This window comes from Polaromonas sp. P1_G1 (assembly GCF_056405595.1).
The window spans coordinates 116,282-133,542 of the sequence record NZ_JBFUBU010000005.1; the positions used below are offsets into that span (position 1 = coordinate 116,282).

Consider the following 17,261-nt stretch of genomic DNA (forward strand, 5'->3'; position numbering starts at 1 on the left):
ACAGGGGTCAACACCCACAAGGCATGCCTTGGTTTGATGGCGACCCAATCAAAGCCTGCTTGGCCCCTCAAGGGCCTGCAAGCGTAGAAAGGAGTGCTATGACAGCGCTAGGACAATTCGGCCTTGAGGCGCACTTGAAAAGTGTACAGAGCGGTATTTCAACCATCGCCGATGACATCGCCCAGGGCTTTTTCGAGATCACCCACAACAGCTTCGCCCTCCTGGGCCTGGCGGTCGTGTTCGCGGTGATCACACTGACGGCCCGGCCCGACTTGCGTCAGGCCGGTGAATTCAAGCTCATGACCTGGCTGCAGCAGCGCCAGGAAGCGGCCATCGGTTTTACCGAGCCCGCCGCCATTGAGCGTGCCACGGCCTCCAATCCCAAAGACCTGCCGGCCCAGCAGGCGGCGGTGGCCTACTGGCTGAGCAAAAAATACGGCGTGGCGCCTGAGCCCTTGAGCGTGCTGGTGGCCGAGGCCTTCGAGATCGGCCAGAAGGCCAAGCTCGACCCCACCCTGATCCTGGCCATCATGGCGATCGAGTCCGGCTTCAACCCGTTCGCGCAAAGCCCTGTGGGCGCCCAGGGCCTGATGCAGGTCATGACCAAGGTGCACCACGACAAATACGACAACTTCGGCGGCAAGCTCGCGGCCTTCGATCCRGTGACCAACCTGCGCGTCGGCGTCAAGGTGCTGCAGGAATGCATCGCCCGCGCCGGATCCGTGGAAGGCGGCCTCAAATACTATGTGGGCGCCGCCAATATGGAAGACGACGGCGGCTACGCCGGCAAGGTGATGGGGGAGCACGCCCGCCTGCTGGCCGTGGTGGCCTCCGCGTCCAAACGCGGCAAGCCCTCGCCTTTCTTTGCCGAGCCAGGCACGTCGCGCCCGGTTCCGGCCTCGCTGCCGGGCAAGTCCGAGACGCCGGCCTCCGAGGGCAAGACGCCCGAGAAGGTGGCGCTGCTGAGCCAGTCCTGATCCCGCCGGCGCGGCCTGAGGGCCCGCCGTTCGCACCGCAAAGCCGGGCCGCCGCCAGCGCCCGGCTTTTTGCTTTCCGGGCTTACGGGTATGGGACGGATGGCAGCGGGTTTCAGGCGCCCTCAGTTACACTAGCCGGGTGCGCAACTGGCGATAGGCTCAAGGTTTTCGCAACCATTGAAGCTGACGTGGGACACCACTGGGAAGCGCACCGCTGACAGCCGTTGGGCCTCAGCGTTCAGCCGTTCGCCTGGGCAGCCCTTGTTTCATTCATTGAATAGCAGGGACCACGTCTTTAAGGACTGCCATGTACCACCGCAATATCCTGGTCGAACAGACCGATCCCGAAATCTTCGCCGCCATCCAGGCTGAAAACGCCCGGCAAGAGCAGCACATCGAGCTGATCGCCAGCGAAAACTACGCCTCGCCCGCCGTCATGGCCGCGCAGGGCTCGCAGCTCACCAACAAATACGCCGAAGGCTATCCCGGCCGCCGCTACTACGGTGGCTGCGAACACGTGGACGTTGCCGAGCAGCTCGCCATCGACCGCATCAAGGCCATCTTCGGCGCCGAAGCCGCCAACGTGCAGGCGCATTGCGGCGCGTCGGCCAACGAGGCCGTGTTCCTGGCCTTCCTCAAGCCCGGCGACACCATCATGGGCATGAGCCTGGCCGAAGGCGGCCACCTGACGCACGGCATGGCCCTGAACATGAGCGGCAAGTGGTTCAACGTCGTGTCCTACGGCCTGAACGACAAGGAAGAAATCGATTACGACGCCATGGAGCGCAAGGCCCATGAGACCAAACCCAAGCTGATCATCGCGGGGGCCTCGGCCTACAGCCTGCGCATCGACTTCGAGCGTTTCGCCAAGGTGGCCAAAGCCGTCGGCGCGATCTTCATGGTCGACATCGCCCACTACGCCGGCCTGGTGGCCGCGGGCGTGTACCCCAACCCGGTGCCGCATGCCGACATCGTCACCTCGACCACGCACAAGAGCCTGCGCGGCCCGCGCGGCGGCATCATCCTGATGAAGGCCGAACACGAAAAAGCCATCAACAGCGCGATCTTCCCCGGCCTGCAGGGCGGCCCGCTGATGCACGTGATCGCGGCCAAGGCCGTGGCCTTCAAGGAGGCCATGAGCCCCGAGTTCAAGACCTACCAGCAACAGGTCGTGAAAAACGCGCAGATCGTCGCCAACACCCTGACGCAGCGCGGCCTTCGCATCGTCAGCGGACGCACCGAAAGCCACGTCATGCTGGTCGACCTGCGCGCCAAGGGCATCACCGGCAAGGAAGCCGAGGCGGTGCTGGGCAGTGCCCACATGACGATCAACAAGAATGCCATCCCGAACGACCCGGAAAAGCCCATGGTCACCAGCGGCGTGCGCATCGGCACCCCGGCCATGACGACGCGCGGCTTCAAAGATGAAGAAGCCCGCGCCACGGCCCACCTGATCGCCGACGTGCTCGACAACCCTCGCGACGCGGCCACCCTTGAAGCGGTCCGCGCCAAGGTTCACGCCTTGACCAGCCGCTTCCCCGTCTATCGCTGACCATGGCGGACGGCGCGGGCATCATGGTTTTCATCGCTGCTCCTGCCGTCCTCAATGGGCTGAAGACCGATTGATGTTTTTAAATCCAGGTCACCACCCATGAAATGCCCCTTCTGCGGCCACCTCGAAACCCAGGTTGTGGAAACCCGGGTGGCGGAAGACGCCGACTTCATACGCCGCCGCCGCCAGTGCGGTGCGTGTGAAAAGCGCTTCACCACCTACGAGCGGCCCGACGTCACCTTCCCGTCCATCGTCAAGAAGGACGGCCGCCGCATCGAGTACAAGCGCAGCAAGATCCTGGGCTCCATGAACCTGGCGCTGCGCAAGCGCCCCGTCAGCACCGAGCAGATCGACTCGGCCATCGAACGCATCGAGGAAAAACTGCTGAGCCTGGGAGTGCGTGAGGTGGCCTCCAACCGCCTGGGCGAGCTGGTCATGCGCGAACTCAAGAAACTCGACAAAGTGGCTTATGTCCGCTTTGCCAGCGTCTACCGCAGCTTTGAGGATATTGACGAGTTCAAGACCCTGGTGGACGAGGTCAGGCGCTGAGGCGCCGGACGCGCTGACCGTTCGTCACGCAGACCTGACCGGACGTCGAATACAGGAGGCGGGACCGGCGGGGCATGCTCACAATTGCGCATGTTCGAAAATCTATCGATCGCCGGCCCTGCCCCCCTCCGCCCCCAACCGCCCTGGCGTGTCATGCGGCGAATCCAGCATGGATTCACCCTGATTGAAGTGCTGGTGGTGATAGCCATCATCGGAATCCTGACGGTCCTCGCAACGCCCTCCTTCATGGGACTGCTTGCCAACGCCAATATCACCCGCGCCACCAACGGGTTTATCTCGGATACCCGCTACGCCCGCGGTGAAGCCATGCGGCGCGGGAAAAGCGTGACGATCTGCAGGACCGCCAACTACACCGCGGCAAGCCCGACATGTTCCACTGGCAACGGCTCGACCGTCGGCGGCTGGATGCAGGGATGGGTGGTGTTCCTTGACAGCAATGGCAACGGCAGCTTCGATGCCGCGACCGACATCGTGCTGCGCGCCCAGGAGCCCATGGCCGGCATCAGCGATTTTTTCGCGGTCGGCGTCTCCACTCCGACGGCTGTCGCCACGGGCAACGGCATCATCTATGACGGCACGGGCCGCGCCATAGGCCAGTCGGGCCGATGGCTGGTGCATGCCTCGGGCTCGTTCGCCACCAACGCTTACTACACCCGCACGCTGTGCATGAACGCAGTGGGCCGGGTCAAGGTCCAGACGGGGGACGTCGCATGCTAGGCCTCACCAGAAAAGCACCTCCTTCACGCAAGGGGCAGCGAGGCTCCTCGCTGCTGGAGGTCCTGATTTCCATATTGCTCATGTCCTTCGGCATGCTGGCGCTTGCCGGCATGCAGGCCTATTCGGTCGCGGCGCAGAAAAACGCTGCCAACCGCGCCATCGCCAGCGCCCTGGCCACGGAACTGGCGGAAGTGATCAGGCTCAACCCAAACGGGCTGTCAGCCGGCAACTATGACGTGGCAATGATGACCACCGGCAACCCCCCCGCCCTCGCGCCCTGCGCCTTTCCCAATTGCACAAGCCCCGCGCTGCTGGCTGCAGCGGATCTGACGGCCTTCCAGACCCGGGTTCGCGCGCTGCTGCCCCAGGGCGGCGTCGAGCTGGCCCGGCCCGGTGCCAGCGCAACCCAGGCCAACATCTGGATTCTCTGGGAAGAAGCCGGCGTACTGGACAACACCCGGAAGGTCTCCGGTGTCGACCAGTCCGCCGAATTGACGTCCGACAACTGCTCGGCCACCGCCAAAGCCCTGGCCACGCTGCCACGCTGCTTTTACATGAAGGTGCAGTTATGACTTCGCCCGCAAAAAAACGCCCGCGGCAGCGCCTTCGCATGCCCGCGGCAAAGTCCGCAGCAAGGCAGCAGTCAGGCTTCACCCTGATCGAACTGCTGATCTCCATGACACTGGGCATGGTGATCATCGGCGCGCTGGTGGTCATGTACCTCTCAGGCAGCACGGCCACGCGCAACGCGCAGGCCCAGGGCCAGATGAACGAGGACGCCCAGATGGCCCTCGGCGTCTTTACGCAGGAACTGCGCCAGGCGGGCTACAACCCCACGCGCACCGGCGGCGTCAAGAACGACCTGGGCCTGGGCGGCTGGAACCTGTACGCCTGCAACACGGGCTTCACCGATCCGACCGTTGCCGCCATGAGCGCCCTGAGCTGCGCTGGATCCGGTGGTTTTTCCCTGGCCGTGGCCTACGAGGGAGACCTCAACAGCGGGAAAAATACCGCCACCGGCCTGCCGATGGACTGCATAGGCAACGGTGTGGGCGCCGCGGGCGCTGCTTTCTACACCATGCAGTCGCGCATCACTATCACAAACAATACGCTGACCTGCCGCGGAAGCGGCAACCTGGCGCAATCGCAGGTGCTGGCCGAAAACATTGAAAGCGCGACGGTGAATTTCGCGGTCGCCGAGCCCGCGGTCCTCAACAGCCAGAATGTGCGCGGCTACCTGAGCGCCTCCGGCATCACCACCCCCGCGGATGCGGGCCTGGCAGCCCTAACGCTGCAGCAACGCTGGGACAAGGTGGTTGCGGCGCAGGTCTGCGTGGTGGTCAGGAGCGAAGACCGCGTGCTCGGAGACCTGGGCAGTTCGGGCACCAAGCCCAGCTATCAAAACTGCGCCGATGCCGACGTCGACATCACCGACGGCAGGCTACGGCGCGCCTACCGCACCACCGTGCTGTTGCGCAACCATGGAGTGGGTTATGTCAATCCCTGAACCACGCAAAACCGCGAAGACGAAGATGCACGGGCAGCAGGGCGTCGTGCTGATTGTGGCCCTCATCATGCTGATGATTCTTTCGGTCCTGGCCAGCATCTCGATTCGCGGCGCCTCGTCGACAGAGCAGGTGGCCAACCAGAGCCGCCAGCAGGCGCTGGCCCGGCAGACCGCCGAAACAGCCTTGCGCTTCTGCGAACAGCAAGTGCAGCTCTACGCAGCCAACCCCGCCACCGGCTTCGCGCCCCAGGCGGCACCCGTCGGCGCCGGGACGCCCTACGCCTGGGCCACCATGAGCAACTGGGACAGCGCGACACCGGTGGCCAGCCTCAAGACGGTCACGGTCACCTCGTCCGGCGACGCGGGAACCAAGGTGTATTTCACCCGCCAGCCCGAGTGCATGTCGCAGTACCTGACCCCTGCCGACACCAAAGTTTTTGTCACGACGGCCAGAGGCTTCGGCCCAGAAGTCGCCGCGAAAGATGGAAGCACACCCCAAGGCACCGAGGTGTGGCTCCAATCCGTAATCACCATGAAATGATGCTCGACCCGAGCATGAAAGGCCTGGCCATGAAATTTTCCATTTTGCGCGGCGCTGCGTTTTACGCGGCCGCGTTGATCACGGCGGACAGTGCGTTCGCGGTCGTCGCGCAGGAGCCGCTGCTATCCAAGACCGTGAACGTCAGGCCCAATATCGCGCTGGTGCTCGATACCTCCGGCTCCATGGACTGGGAATGCGTCTATGCCAAGCATGTCAGCGGTGCGATGCTCAACGAGTCCCCTGGGTCCACCAGCATCCCGGGCTTTCATGTGGATTGCATTGACGGCGCCGACCCCCGCCAAAGCTCCCCCGTCAACAACCTGCTGTTCTACAACCCCAAAAAACTCTATGCACCGGGTTACGCCGGGGGCGTTCTCCAGGCCAACGCGGCGGTGGATGGCAATGCGATCGTGACCGTGTACCTGCCGAAAGCAGGCAAGGACCCCACCACCTACACCACCTCCAATGCCATCAAGAATACGGCGGACTACGACAGCTACAAAGTTACAAGCAGCAAGTTCCAGTTGAACGGATCCAATACCTCGGGCAACAGCAATCCGTTTGGACCCCATGGCGGCACCCGCACCGACTGCGCCGCCGCCACCTGTACTTTCAATGAGGAACGCCAGAACATCGCGAACTGGCGCGCTTTCCACATAGACCGCATCAAGTCGGCCAAGACCGGCCTGTCCGCGGCATTCGTAAGCCAGGCCGACAACTTCCGCCTGGCCTATGGCGATATCAATGGCACACCCAACACGATGACGGACTTCGGCGTGGCCAAATCCGCCTTTTACACTTGGCTGGATGCGCGAACACCCAGTGGCGGCACGCCGCTGCGCGGCGCGCTCGACAGGGCCGGAAAGTACTATCAAAACAACGCCAACAACGGGCCATGGGGATCCAAGCCCTGGGCCCCGCCCTCCGGTGAAACGGCAGCCAGCCATCTGTCCTGCCGCCGCTCCTATTCCATGCTGATCACCGACGGTTTTTACACCGACGGTGCCCCCGGCGGCGTAGGCGACGTTGATAGCACCCTGGGAGTCAAATACACCCACGCACTGGACTCGACCAAAACCTACCAGTACAAGCCAGGCGACAAAACCGWCATCCGCAACAGGGGCAAATCGGACAAGACCAACGGCTCAGGCGGCACCGCCGACACGCTGGCCGACATCGCCCTGAAGTACTGGGTCACCGACCTGCGCAGCGACCTGGCGAACGACAACGGCACGGGTGATCCCTCCGCCCCGCCGTTCTGGCAGAACATGACCAGCTATATGGTCAGCTTCGGCGCACCGGGCAAGATGACCAATGCGGAAGTGGCCAGCGCCAAGCTCGGCAACCTGGCCTGGGCCGCGCCCGTGCTGAATACCGTCACGACGATTGACGACATGCGCCACGCGGCCCACAACGGCGGCGGCGACTTCCTCACAGTGACCGATGCGGCCCAATTCGCGACCGACTTGGGCAATGTCATCGGCAGTATCGCGAGCCAGCAGTTCTCGCAAGCCGGTGTGGCGGCCTCCGCCGTGACCTTGACCGCAGGCACCAAGAAATTTGTGCCCTACTACACCAGCGGAACCTGGTGGGGCAATGTGCAGATGGTCAACCTGACCGCCAACGGCGACAGCGCCGGCGTTGCATGGCAAGTCATCGCCACCGACGGCAACGGCCAGCCGACGGGCGCCACCACGCTGCCCGCGCCGGCTTCCCGCAACATCGTCGTCTGGACTGACGCGACCAAGCAAGGCCTTGACTTCACCTACACCAACATCACCACGGCGGCCAACAGCCTCAAGGGCACCAACACCAACATGCAGATGAGCAATGCGGTGACCTCCGACATGGTGGACTATCTGCGCGGCGTTCGGACCAAGGAAGGCGCCGGCATGAGAAAGCGGCCCGCAATTCTGGGCGACATCGTCAACTCGACACCCGCCTTCATCAAGAACAACACCAATCCCCAATACGAGAAGCTCCCCATTTCCACCCCGGGCCTGACCACCTATGCCGCCTACATGGCCAGCAAGGCGGCCCGTACCGAGGGTGTGCTGTTTGTGGGCGCCAATGACGGCATGCTGCACGCCTTCGGCGAAGGCAACGGCGCCGCGATCGGCGGCCGTGAACTCTTTGCCTACGTTCCGCGGTCCGTGCTCGGGAAACTCGAAGCCCTGACCGACACCGGCTATACCTATGCCCACACCTACTCGGTCGACGGCCCCCTGACCGAAGTCGACGCCTATTTGACGACCCCCAACCTGACCGGTGGCGGCTCGTCGACCGGATGGCGCAACGTCGTCGTGGGCACCACCGGCGCCGGCGCCAAGTCCGTCTTCGCGCTGAATGCCACTGACCCCCTGGTCCTGAACGGCAAGGCCGTTCTGTGGGAAATCAACCCGGACCCGGCATTCCCCGTGCTCCCAGGAAACTCCACGACTTCGTTCGCGGAACTGGGCACCGTCCTGAGCACACCCCAGAGCGGCATCACGGTCAGCGGTAACTGGGTCACCATCTTCGGCAACGGCTACGACAGCAAAACCGGGAAAGCCAGCCTGTTCATCGTCGAAACCGGCACCGGCAAGCTGCTCAAGGAAATCACGACCGACACCACGCTCGCCAACGGGCTTGGCGGCGTGCGCCTGGTTTACAACGCCAACCAGCAGATCATCGGCGCCTACGCCGGCGACCTGAAAGGCCGGCTCTGGAAATTCGACCTGAGCGGCGCCACGACCGCCGCCTGGGGCCTGGGCAACGGCGGTGTCGCACTGTTCACCGCGCTGAGCGGCAGCACACCGCTGCCCATCACGGCCCAACCGGCTGTGCTGGAGCGCACCGACCAGGCCAGCTACCTGCCGAGCTACCTGGTGTCCGTGGCAACCGGCAAGCTGTTTGAAGCTGGCGACCCCGCCGTCACGACTCCCACCCAGGCAGCCTACGGCCTGTGGGACAGAAAGCCCTTCGGTTCGACGGGCAGCGATACGATCTCCGAGGCCCAGCTGGAAGGACTCAAGGCCACGGCCGTCACGGTCGGCATAGACCCGAGCACCGGCACCACCATCAACGGCGGCGGCGTGACGGGGTTCTACACCGTGAGCTTTAGCAACACCTCGGTCACCAGCCTGAACTGGGCCACCAAGCGCGGCTGGAAACTGACCCTCGACGTGTTCCCCGGCCAACGCGACATCTACCCGCTCCAGATCCAGGGCGATATCGTCAAGATCGACACGGTCGCCCCCCAGGCCAGTTCGTCGAGCTGCCTGGCCTCTTCGAGCAATGCCTTGAGCTTCTATATCAATCCCCTGACCGCCTCTTGCCGCGCGGGCGGCACGCTGGACACCAATGCCGACGGAAAAATCGACGGCAGCGATGCCAATGTGTGCGCCTATACCTCGCTTGCCGACGGTACGGACGTGGTGCTGACCATCCTCAACTCCACGGGTGTAGACACCGGGGTGAAAGACGTTCAGAACTCCAGCGGTCACATCAAGGTCCGTACCGGAAATCCGCCTGAAGAGCCAAACTGCACCAACGACGTGGCTTACGCGGCAGCTCATCCTGAACTCTGCAGTTGCGCGAATGCAGCCTATGCCGCGGCTCATACGACCGAATGCACGACGGCCAACTGCACCGACGCCGCCTACCGGGCGGCCCACCCCGGCGCCTGCCCGGGCTCGGTCATGAACCGTTCCTGGCGCCAGCTCTTCCCGCGCGCCAACTGAAATCAGGCTTGAAAATCGCTGCCTTTACCAAGAGAATCACTCATGATGTCCAAATCGAAAATAAACCGCGTGGCGGGCTTTACGCTGATTGAGCTGATGGTCGTGGTGGCGATCATCGGCGTGCTGGCCGCGATCGCCATACCGTCCTACCAGAGCTATATCGCGCGCGGCAACCGCGCCGCGGCGCGGGTGGCTCTTTCACAGGCCGCCCAGTACATGCAGCGTTTCTACGCGGCCAACGACCGCTACGACGCTGACCGCACGGGTTCCCAGACGATCTGGGCCACCATGCCGCCTACCTTCATGAGGGCGCCCGCCGACGGCACCCAGCTCTATGAACTCTCCAACACCGGCGCCAATCCCAGCAGCGCCACCGCGAGCACGTTCACGCTTATCATGCGTCCTGTGACCACGGCCAGCATGGCCAATGACAAATGCGGCGGATTCAGCCTGACGCAGGCGGGTGTCAAGGGCATCACCGCCGCATCCCCGACCGCTGCTTTGATCGCGGAATGCTGGCGTTAAAACCATAGGCCCGTCCCTGATGTGGCCGCAGCGGGAAACCATGCAGCAGCCCATCCAGACAGCCTCTACCCTCGAATTCATCCAGGCCGCCCTGCAGGCTGCAGCCAACGCGCCCCTCAGCGCAGCGCCCAATCCGCGCATTGGCTGTGTCCTGGTCTCCGCCGCCGGGCAAACCATAGGCCTTGGCCACACGCAGCAGGCCGGCGGCCCCCACGCGGAAATCATGGCCCTGCGCGATGCGGCGGCCCGGGGCCATTCCACCGAAGGCGCCACCGCCTACGTCACGCTGGAGCCCTGCTCCCACCATGGGCGCACAGGCCCTTGCTGCGACGCCTTGATTGCCGCGGGAATTAAAAAAGTCGTCGCCTCGATGGCGGACCCCAACCCCCGGGTTTCCGGCCAGGGCTTTGAGCGCCTGCGCGCGGCCGGCATAGCGGTTGACGTGGGCGCCGGCGCCGCGCAGGCCAAAGAACTCAACATCGGCTTTTTCAGCCGCATGGTCCGCAAGACCCCCTGGGTCCGCATGAAGATCGCCGCATCGCTGGACGGCGCCACCGCCCTGGACAACGGCCAGAGCAAGTGGATCACCTCGCCCGAAGCGCGGGCCGACGGCCACGCCTGGCGCGCCCGGGCCGGCGCCGTGCTGACGGGCATAGGCACCGTGCTCCAGGACAACCCCAGGCTGGACGTCAGGCTGGTGGAAACACCCCGGCAGCCCTTTCGGGTAATTGTCGACAGCCTGCTCCAGACGCCCGTGGATGCGAAAATTTTCGAAGCCGGCGGCCCGGTGTGGATTTACACCGCCGTTCAAGGCGCACCCCAGGAGGCCGCCCTGGCGTCCCGTGGCGCCACGGTCACCTGCCTGCCAGGCGCCCGCGGCAAGGTGGACCTGGCGGCCATGCTGAAAGACCTGGCGCTGCGCGAAATCAACGAACTGCATGTCGAAGCCGGCAGCAAGCTCAACGGCTCCCTGGTCCGCGAAGGGCTGGTCGACGAGTTCCTGGTCTACCTCGCGCCCAAGCTGCTCGGCGCCGGCCTGGGCATGGCGTCCTTCGGGCCCCTGGAGCAACTCTCAGATGCGGTGCCCCTTCAATTCCAGTCCGTCGAGAGGGTAGGCCCCGACCTGCGCGTGCTCGCCCGCGGCGTTGGCCGGGACCAGTTCTAGGCCGTTTTCACCTGCACCGGGCCTGGCCTGGGCCGCATTTACAGGGCAATAGTGGCCTTTCCCCACGTCCGGGCCGGATTCCCTGCGAAAATAGCGCATGTTTACCGGAATCATTACCGGCTTGGGGCGCATCGTCGCCATCCAAAGCCTGGGCAGCTCTTCAGACCACGGCAAGCGCCTCACCATCGAGACGCCTGCGGGTTACCTTGACGACGTGGGCCTGGGCGACAGCATCGCCCTCAACGGCGCCTGCATGACGGCCACCTCGCTGGATCTCGCCCTCAACCGCTTTTCCATCGACATTTCCGCCGAATCCCTGGCTAAAACCACCGGATTGGCTGAAACCGGCCCCATCAACCTCGAAAAAGCCCTGCGCGCCCACGACCGCCTGGGTGGCCATATCGTTTCGGGCCATGTCGACGGCATAGGCCGCGTCACGCATTTCGCCGAGGTCGGTGAAAGCTGGGAGCTGCGCATACTGGCCCCGCGCGAACTCGGCAAATACCTGGCCTACAAAGGCTCCATCACCGTCAACGGCGTGAGCCTGACGGTCAACCGGGTCACGGACCTGGCGGGCGATGAGGGAGGTACGGAGCTCAGCATCAACCTGATCCCGCACACCGTGCAGAATACCGCCCTGGGCCAACTGGCCGCCGGCTCCTGCGTCAACCTCGAAATCGACCTGATCGCGCGCTATGTCGAGCGCATGCTGGGCGACACCCACAACAACATCCTAAAAAAGCCCTGAACCATGAGCACTGCCATTTCCCCTGTTGAAGACATCGTCGCCGACATGCGCGCCGGCCGCATGGTCATCCTGATCGACGAGGAAGACCGCGAAAACGAAGGCGACCTGGTGCTCGCAGCCGACCACGTCACGCCCGAGGCCATCAACTTCATGGCGCGCTTCGGACGCGGCCTGATCTGCCTGACCCTGACCCGCGAACGCTGCGAGTTGCTGCAGCTGCCGCCCATGGCCACGCGCAACGGCACCAAACATTCCACGGCCTTCACCGTCTCCATCGAGGCCGCCGAGGGCGTGACTACCGGCATTTCCGCGGCCGACCGCGCCCGTACGGTGCAAGCCGCCGTCGCCAAAAACGCCACCGTCAGCGACCTGGTGCAGCCCGGCCACATCTTTCCGCTGCAGGCGGTGGACGGCGGCGTGCTGATGCGCGCCGGCCATACCGAAGCCGGCTGCGACCTGGCCGGCATGGCCGGCTGCTCGCCGGCCGCCGTGATCTGCGAGATCATGAAGGACGACGGCACCATGGCCCGCCTGCCCGACCTGCTGCTGTTCGCGGCCGAGCACGGCCTCAAGATAGGCACCATCGCCGACCTGATAGAGCACCGCAGCCGCAACGACTCCCTGGTCGAAAAAATCGGTTGCCGCACGCTGAAAACCGCTTTTGGCGAGTTCACCGCCCACGCCTTCCGCGACAAGCCCAGCCAGGGCCTGCACCTGGCCCTCGTCAAGGGCGAATGGTCGGCCGACGACGTCGTGGCCGCGCGCGTGCACGAGCCGCTGTCGGTGCTGGACGTGCTGGAAACCGGCCGCCCCATGCATTCCTGGAGCCTGGACCAGAGCCTCAAGCACATCGCCGACGAAGGCCGCGGCGTGGCAGTGCTGCTCAATTGCGGCGAAAGCGCCGCGCAGTTGCTGGCCCAGTTTGAAGGCACGGCGCGCGCCAGCCAGGCACCCGAGCGCGGCCGTATGGACCTGCGCACCTACGGCGTGGGCGCGCAGATCCTGCGCGAATGCGGCGTGCACCGCATGAACCTCATGGGCAACCCGCGCCGCATGCCCAGCATGACGGGCTACGGCCTGGAGATCGTCGGCTACATCACCAGGGACTGACGTTTGCGTCACCTCGCCTGAAATTCATAAATCAATCAAAAGGGAAACACCGTGTTTGGAGCAGAAAAAGGGACGGCCGACAAGCTGGACGGCAAAAAACTTTCCATCGGCATCGTGCAGGCGCGCTTCAATGAAAGCATCACCAACGCCCTGGCCGAGGCCTGCAAGCACGAGCTCGCCGCCCTGGGCGTGCACGAAGACAACATCCGGCACGTCCTGGTGCCCGGCGCGCTCGAGGTGCCCTGCGCCTTGCAGGCGCTGGCTGAAAGCGACAAGTACGACGCGCTGATCGCGCTGGGCTGCATCATCCGCGGCGAAACCTACCACTTCGAGCTGGTGGCCAACGAAAGCGGCTCCGCCGTCACGCGCCTGGCGCTGGACTACCAGCTGCCCATCGCCAACGCCATCCTGACGACCGAAAACCTCGCCCAGGCCCAGGCCCGGCAGGTCGAAAAAGGCCGCGATGCCGCCCGCGTCGCCGTCGAAATGGCCAACCTGATCAATGAAATTGCCTGAGCGCCTGCTCCCACCTTTAACCCTGACTGGCATTTTTCATGGCTGATCCCATCATCAAACCCAAGCGCCCGCCGCAGACCCGCACCGGCCTGACCGACACCGGCGTCAAAAAAGCGGCCGACAAATCGGCGCGCACCCGCGCGCGTGAATTCGCCCTGCAGGCCCTCTACCAGCACCTGGTCGGCCGCAACGAGGCCGACTCCATCGACGCCTTCACCCGCGACCTGGTGGGCTTTCACAAGGCCGATTCGGCCCACTACGACGCCCTGCTGCACGGCTGCATCGCGGACGCGAAATCGCTGGACGCCGGCATCACCCCCCTGCTGGACCGGCCCATGGCCGAGATCTCGCCGATCGAGCATGCGGTGCTCTGGATAGGCGCCTACGAGTTCACCCACTGCCTGGACGTGCCCTGGCGCGTCGTCATCAACGAGTGCATCGAACTCGCCAAGGCCTTCGGCGGCACCGACGGCCACAAATACGTCAACGGTGTGCTCAACAAGATGGCGCCCTCCCTTCGCGCCGCGGAAGTCGCTTCCGACAAAGCCAAACAATCCCCCCGGTGAAAGCGCCTGACGTGAAAATCGCCCGGCGGGCTCAACGCATCGAGCCGTTTTACGTCATGGAGGTTGCCAAGGCGGCCTCGGCGCTGGCGCAAGAGTTCGCCCACAGCGACCGGCCCATGATCTTCCTGAACATCGGCGAGCCGGACTTCACCGCGCCGCCACTGGTGCAGGAGGCCGCGGCCCGCGCGATCTCGCAGGGCAACACGCAGTACACCCAGGCCACCGGCCTGCCGGCGCTGCGCGAGCGCATCAGCGCCTGGTACGCCTCGCGCTTCGGCGCCGACGTGGCGGCCGGCCGCATCATCATCACGGCGGGCGCTTCGGCCGCGCTGCAGCTGGCCTGCCTGGCGCTCATCGAGGCCGGCGATGAAATCCTGATGCCCGACCCCAGCTACCCCTGCAACCGGCATTTCGTCAGCGCCGCCGAAGGCAATGCGGTGCTGGTGCCGACCACCGCGGCCGAGCGCTTCCAGCTCACGCGCGAGAAGGTCGAAGCGGCCTGGAAGCCGCAGACGCGCGGCGTGCTGCTGGCCTCCCCTTCCAACCCAACCGGCACCTCGATCGCGCCCGAAGAACTACAACGCATTCACGAATTCGTGCACGGCCGCGGCGGCATCACACTGATCGACGAGATCTACCTGGGCCTGAGCTACGAAGAGCACTTCGGCCATTCGGCGCTGGCCATGCCCGGCGAACTGGGCCAGAGCGTGATCAGCATCAACAGCTTCAGCAARTACTTCAACATGACCGGCTGGCGCCTGGGCTGGCTGGTGGTGCCCGAGGCGCTGGCGCCCGTGATCGAACGCATCGCGCAAAACCTGTTCATCTGCCCCAGCACCGTGGCCCAGCATGCGGCGCTGGCCTGTTTCGAAGCCGAGAGTTTGCAAGAGTACGAGCGCCGCCGCGCCGAATTCAAGGCGCGCCGCGACTACTTCATCCCCGAACTGAACCGCCTGGGCCTCACGGTGCCGGTGATGCCCGACGGCGCGTTTTACGCCTATGCCGACTGCACCCAGGCCGCCGCGCGCCTGGGCGTCAGCGGCAGCTGGGACTTCGCCTTCGAGCTCATGAAACGCGCCCACCTGGCCGTCACGCCGGGCCGCGATTTCGGGCATGCCGCGCCCGAGCAGTTCGTGCGCTTTTCCACCGCCAACTCCATGGCGCAATTGCAGGAAGCCGTGGCCCGGCTCAAGGCGGTGCTGGCATGAAGCCGGCCGCGCGGGTTTTCAGCTGGCCTTTGCGGGTCTACTGGGAAGACACCGATGCGGGCGGCATTGTTTTTTACGCGAACTACCTGAAATTTTTTGAACGTTCGCGCACCGAATGGCTCAGATCACTCGGTATTGAACAGCAGCGCCTGCGCGAAAGCACCGGCGGCATCTTCGTGGTGGCCGAAACCAGCATCCGTTACCATCGTTCCGCCCGCCTGGACGATGAACTGATTGTTACGGCAAGCCTGGTCGAAGCCGGCCGCGCGTCCATGATAATCAGCCAGCAGGTGCTATTAAAAACAGAGCAGTCATCCGGACAACCGGCGCCACTGCTCTGTGAAGGCAGCATACGGATTGGCTGGGTCGACGCCGCCAGCCTGCAGCCACGGCGAATACCAGCCTCCATTCTTGACAGCTTAAAACACGATACGGCCACAACATGAACCAAGACTTGTCCATCGTCAGCCTCATCCTCAATGCCAGCTGGGTCGTGCAGGCCGTCGTGGCGCTGCTGGTCGGCGTGTCCATCGCCAGCTGGGCCGCGATCTTCCGCAAGGTCATCGCGCTCAACAAAGTGCAGACGCTCAACGACGAGTTCGACCGCGAATTCTGGTCGGGCACCAGCCTGAACGACCTGTTTTCCGGCGCCGCGCAAAACGCCAAGCACTCCGGCCCCATGGAACGGATTTTCGCCAGCGGCATGCGTGAATACCAGAAGCTGCGCGAGCGCCACATCACCGACCCCGGCACGCTGCTGGACGGCGCGCGCCGCGCCATGCGCGCCAGCTACCAGCGCGAGCTCGACGCCATCGAGGCCAACCTGTCCTTCCTGGCCACCGTCGGTTCGGTCTCGCCTTACGTCGGCCTGTTCGGCACCGTCTGGGGCATCATGCACGCCTTCACCGGCCTGGCGGCCCTGGAGCAGGTGACGCTGGCCACGGTGGCGCCCGGCATCGCCGAGGCACTGGTCGCCACCGCCATCGGCCTGTTCGCGGCCATCCCGGCCGTCGTCGCCTACAACCGCTTCTCGCACGACATAGACCGCGTCGCCAACCGGCTGGAAACCTTCATCGAAGAGTTCTCCAACATCCTGCAGCGCAACCTGGGCGCCCAATCGCCCTCCGGACACTAGAGCGGCAAGGAGGACATCCCGATGCCAGCAGTCAATTCCCGCCGCGGCCGCAACCGGCGCACCATCAGCGAAATCAACATGGTGCCCTTCATCGACGTCATGCTGGTGCTGCTCATCATCTTCATGGTGACGGCGCCGCTGATCACGCCCAGCATGATCGCGCTGCCCAAGGTCGGCCGGGCGCCAAGCCAGCCGCAGAATCCGGTGCAGATCCTGATCAGCAAGGACGAAGCCGTGCAGATCAAGATCAAGACCGACAGCGTGCCCAGCAATGTGCGCAATGTCGCGGCCGACATCGCGAAGCTGGAGCCAGGCGTGAAGGCCGAGGGCGCGCAGGCCGTGCCCGTGGTCATCAGCGCCGACAAATCCATCAAGTACGAAACCGTGGTCCAGGTCATGGACAACCTGCAAAAAGCCGGCGTGTCGCGCGTGGGCCTGTCGGTGCAGACCGGCAACAAGTAGCCGCCCGCACAGCCCCATGCCCAGCGCCGCAGACCGCCTCGACTTTCTTCCGCCCCGGGACGAGGGGTCGGGCCACGCGTTCGCGCTGGCGTTGCTGGTGCACGTCCTGCTGATCGCCGCCCTGACCTGGGGCGTCAACTGGAAGCGCAGCACCCCTGACGTCGCTTTCCAGGCCGAACTGTGGACCAATGTGCCGGCCCAGCAGGCCGCGCCCAAGCCGGTCGAAGTACCCACACCGCC

General features: G+C 64.6%; 18 protein-coding genes, 1 pseudogene and 1 riboswitch. All 19 genes and pseudogenes read left to right on the top strand.

All coding sequences use genetic code 11. The annotated features are described in order from the left end of the window. Positions 1-98: 98 nt before the first annotated feature. Complete coding sequence (locus AC1D1Y_RS03510) at positions 99-977, top strand: lytic transglycosylase domain-containing protein (RefSeq protein WP_477681123.1); 879 nt, start codon at positions 99-101, stop codon at positions 975-977. Positions 978-1,110: 133 nt separating this feature from the next. Continuing rightward, positions 1,111-1,240: riboswitch (ZMP/ZTP riboswitch) on the top strand. A 44-nt stretch (positions 1,241-1,284) separates the two neighbouring features. Then, positions 1,285-2,529, top strand: a complete 1,245-nt coding sequence (gene glyA / locus AC1D1Y_RS03515) for a serine hydroxymethyltransferase (RefSeq protein WP_477681124.1) — start codon at positions 1,285-1,287, stop codon at positions 2,527-2,529. Between the two features lie 99 nt (positions 2,530-2,628). Next, positions 2,629-3,078: a transcriptional regulator NrdR gene (gene nrdR / locus AC1D1Y_RS03520; RefSeq protein ID WP_007872661.1), complete on the top strand. Its 450-nt coding sequence runs from the start codon at positions 2,629-2,631 to the stop codon at positions 3,076-3,078. 153 nt (positions 3,079-3,231) lie between these two features. After that, a complete protein-coding gene (locus tag AC1D1Y_RS03525) occupies positions 3,232-3,816 on the top strand; it encodes a GspH/FimT family pseudopilin (RefSeq protein ID WP_477681125.1) in 585 nt (194 codons plus the stop codon). After that, positions 3,810-4,388 carry a type IV pilus modification protein PilV gene (gene pilV / locus AC1D1Y_RS03530; RefSeq protein ID WP_477681126.1) on the top strand — a complete coding sequence of 193 codons (579 nt, stop codon included), beginning with the start codon at positions 3,810-3,812 and terminating at the stop codon, positions 4,386-4,388. The genes AC1D1Y_RS03525 and pilV overlap by 7 nt, the downstream gene beginning before the upstream one ends. After that, complete coding sequence (locus tag AC1D1Y_RS03535; RefSeq protein ID WP_477681127.1) at positions 4,385-5,323, top strand: PilW family protein; 939 nt, start codon at positions 4,385-4,387, stop codon at positions 5,321-5,323. The genes pilV and AC1D1Y_RS03535 overlap by 4 nt, the downstream gene beginning before the upstream one ends. Beyond that, a complete protein-coding gene (locus AC1D1Y_RS03540) occupies positions 5,310-5,864 on the top strand; it encodes a pilus assembly PilX family protein (RefSeq protein WP_477681128.1) in 555 nt (184 codons plus the stop codon). Before AC1D1Y_RS03535 ends, AC1D1Y_RS03540 begins: the two co-directional genes overlap by 14 nt. Before the next feature lie 29 nt (positions 5,865-5,893). Continuing rightward, entirely contained in the window at positions 5,894-9,586 is a 3,693-nt protein-coding gene (locus tag AC1D1Y_RS03545; RefSeq protein ID WP_477681129.1) for a pilus assembly protein, read from the top strand. 42 nt (positions 9,587-9,628) lie between these two features. Then, entirely contained in the window at positions 9,629-10,111 is a 483-nt protein-coding gene (locus AC1D1Y_RS03550) for a type IV pilin protein (RefSeq protein WP_477681130.1), read from the top strand. 40 nt (positions 10,112-10,151) lie between these two features. Further along, positions 10,152-11,276 (top strand): bifunctional diaminohydroxyphosphoribosylaminopyrimidine deaminase/5-amino-6-(5-phosphoribosylamino)uracil reductase RibD, encoded by a 1,125-nt coding sequence (gene ribD, locus AC1D1Y_RS03555; protein WP_477681131.1) that lies wholly within the window; start codon positions 10,152-10,154, stop codon positions 11,274-11,276. A gap of 97 nt (positions 11,277-11,373) precedes the next feature. After that, positions 11,374-12,024 (top strand): riboflavin synthase, encoded by a 651-nt coding sequence (locus tag AC1D1Y_RS03560; RefSeq protein ID WP_477681132.1) that lies wholly within the window; start codon positions 11,374-11,376, stop codon positions 12,022-12,024. A gap of 3 nt (positions 12,025-12,027) precedes the next feature. Next, complete coding sequence (ribBA, locus tag AC1D1Y_RS03565) at positions 12,028-13,134, top strand: bifunctional 3,4-dihydroxy-2-butanone-4-phosphate synthase/GTP cyclohydrolase II (protein WP_477655686.1); 1,107 nt, start codon at positions 12,028-12,030, stop codon at positions 13,132-13,134. Positions 13,135-13,185: 51 nt separating this feature from the next. Next, positions 13,186-13,650, top strand: a complete 465-nt coding sequence (ribH, locus tag AC1D1Y_RS03570; RefSeq protein ID WP_477655685.1) for a 6,7-dimethyl-8-ribityllumazine synthase — start codon at positions 13,186-13,188, stop codon at positions 13,648-13,650. Positions 13,651-13,688: 38 nt separating this feature from the next. Then, a complete protein-coding gene (gene nusB, locus AC1D1Y_RS03575) occupies positions 13,689-14,216 on the top strand; it encodes a transcription antitermination factor NusB (protein WP_477681133.1) in 528 nt (175 codons plus the stop codon). Positions 14,217-14,227: 11 nt separating this feature from the next. Next, on the top strand, positions 14,228-15,424 hold the full coding sequence (locus AC1D1Y_RS03580; protein ID WP_477681138.1) for a pyridoxal phosphate-dependent aminotransferase: 1,197 nt from the start codon (positions 14,228-14,230) through the stop codon (positions 15,422-15,424). After that, entirely contained in the window at positions 15,421-15,870 is a 450-nt protein-coding gene (gene ybgC, locus AC1D1Y_RS03585) for a tol-pal system-associated acyl-CoA thioesterase (RefSeq protein WP_477681134.1), read from the top strand. The genes AC1D1Y_RS03580 and ybgC overlap by 4 nt, the downstream gene beginning before the upstream one ends. Then, positions 15,867-16,559, top strand: coding sequence for a protein TolQ (gene tolQ / locus AC1D1Y_RS03590; protein WP_477655681.1), 693 nt, complete (start codon positions 15,867-15,869; stop codon positions 16,557-16,559). The genes ybgC and tolQ overlap by 4 nt, the downstream gene beginning before the upstream one ends. Positions 16,560-16,580: 21 nt before the next feature. After that, entirely contained in the window at positions 16,581-17,021 is a 441-nt protein-coding gene (locus AC1D1Y_RS03595) for a biopolymer transporter ExbD (protein ID WP_477681135.1), read from the top strand. Between the two features lie 16 nt (positions 17,022-17,037). After that, positions 17,038-17,261: pseudogene (locus AC1D1Y_RS03600) on the top strand (cell envelope integrity protein TolA); the annotation flags it as partial.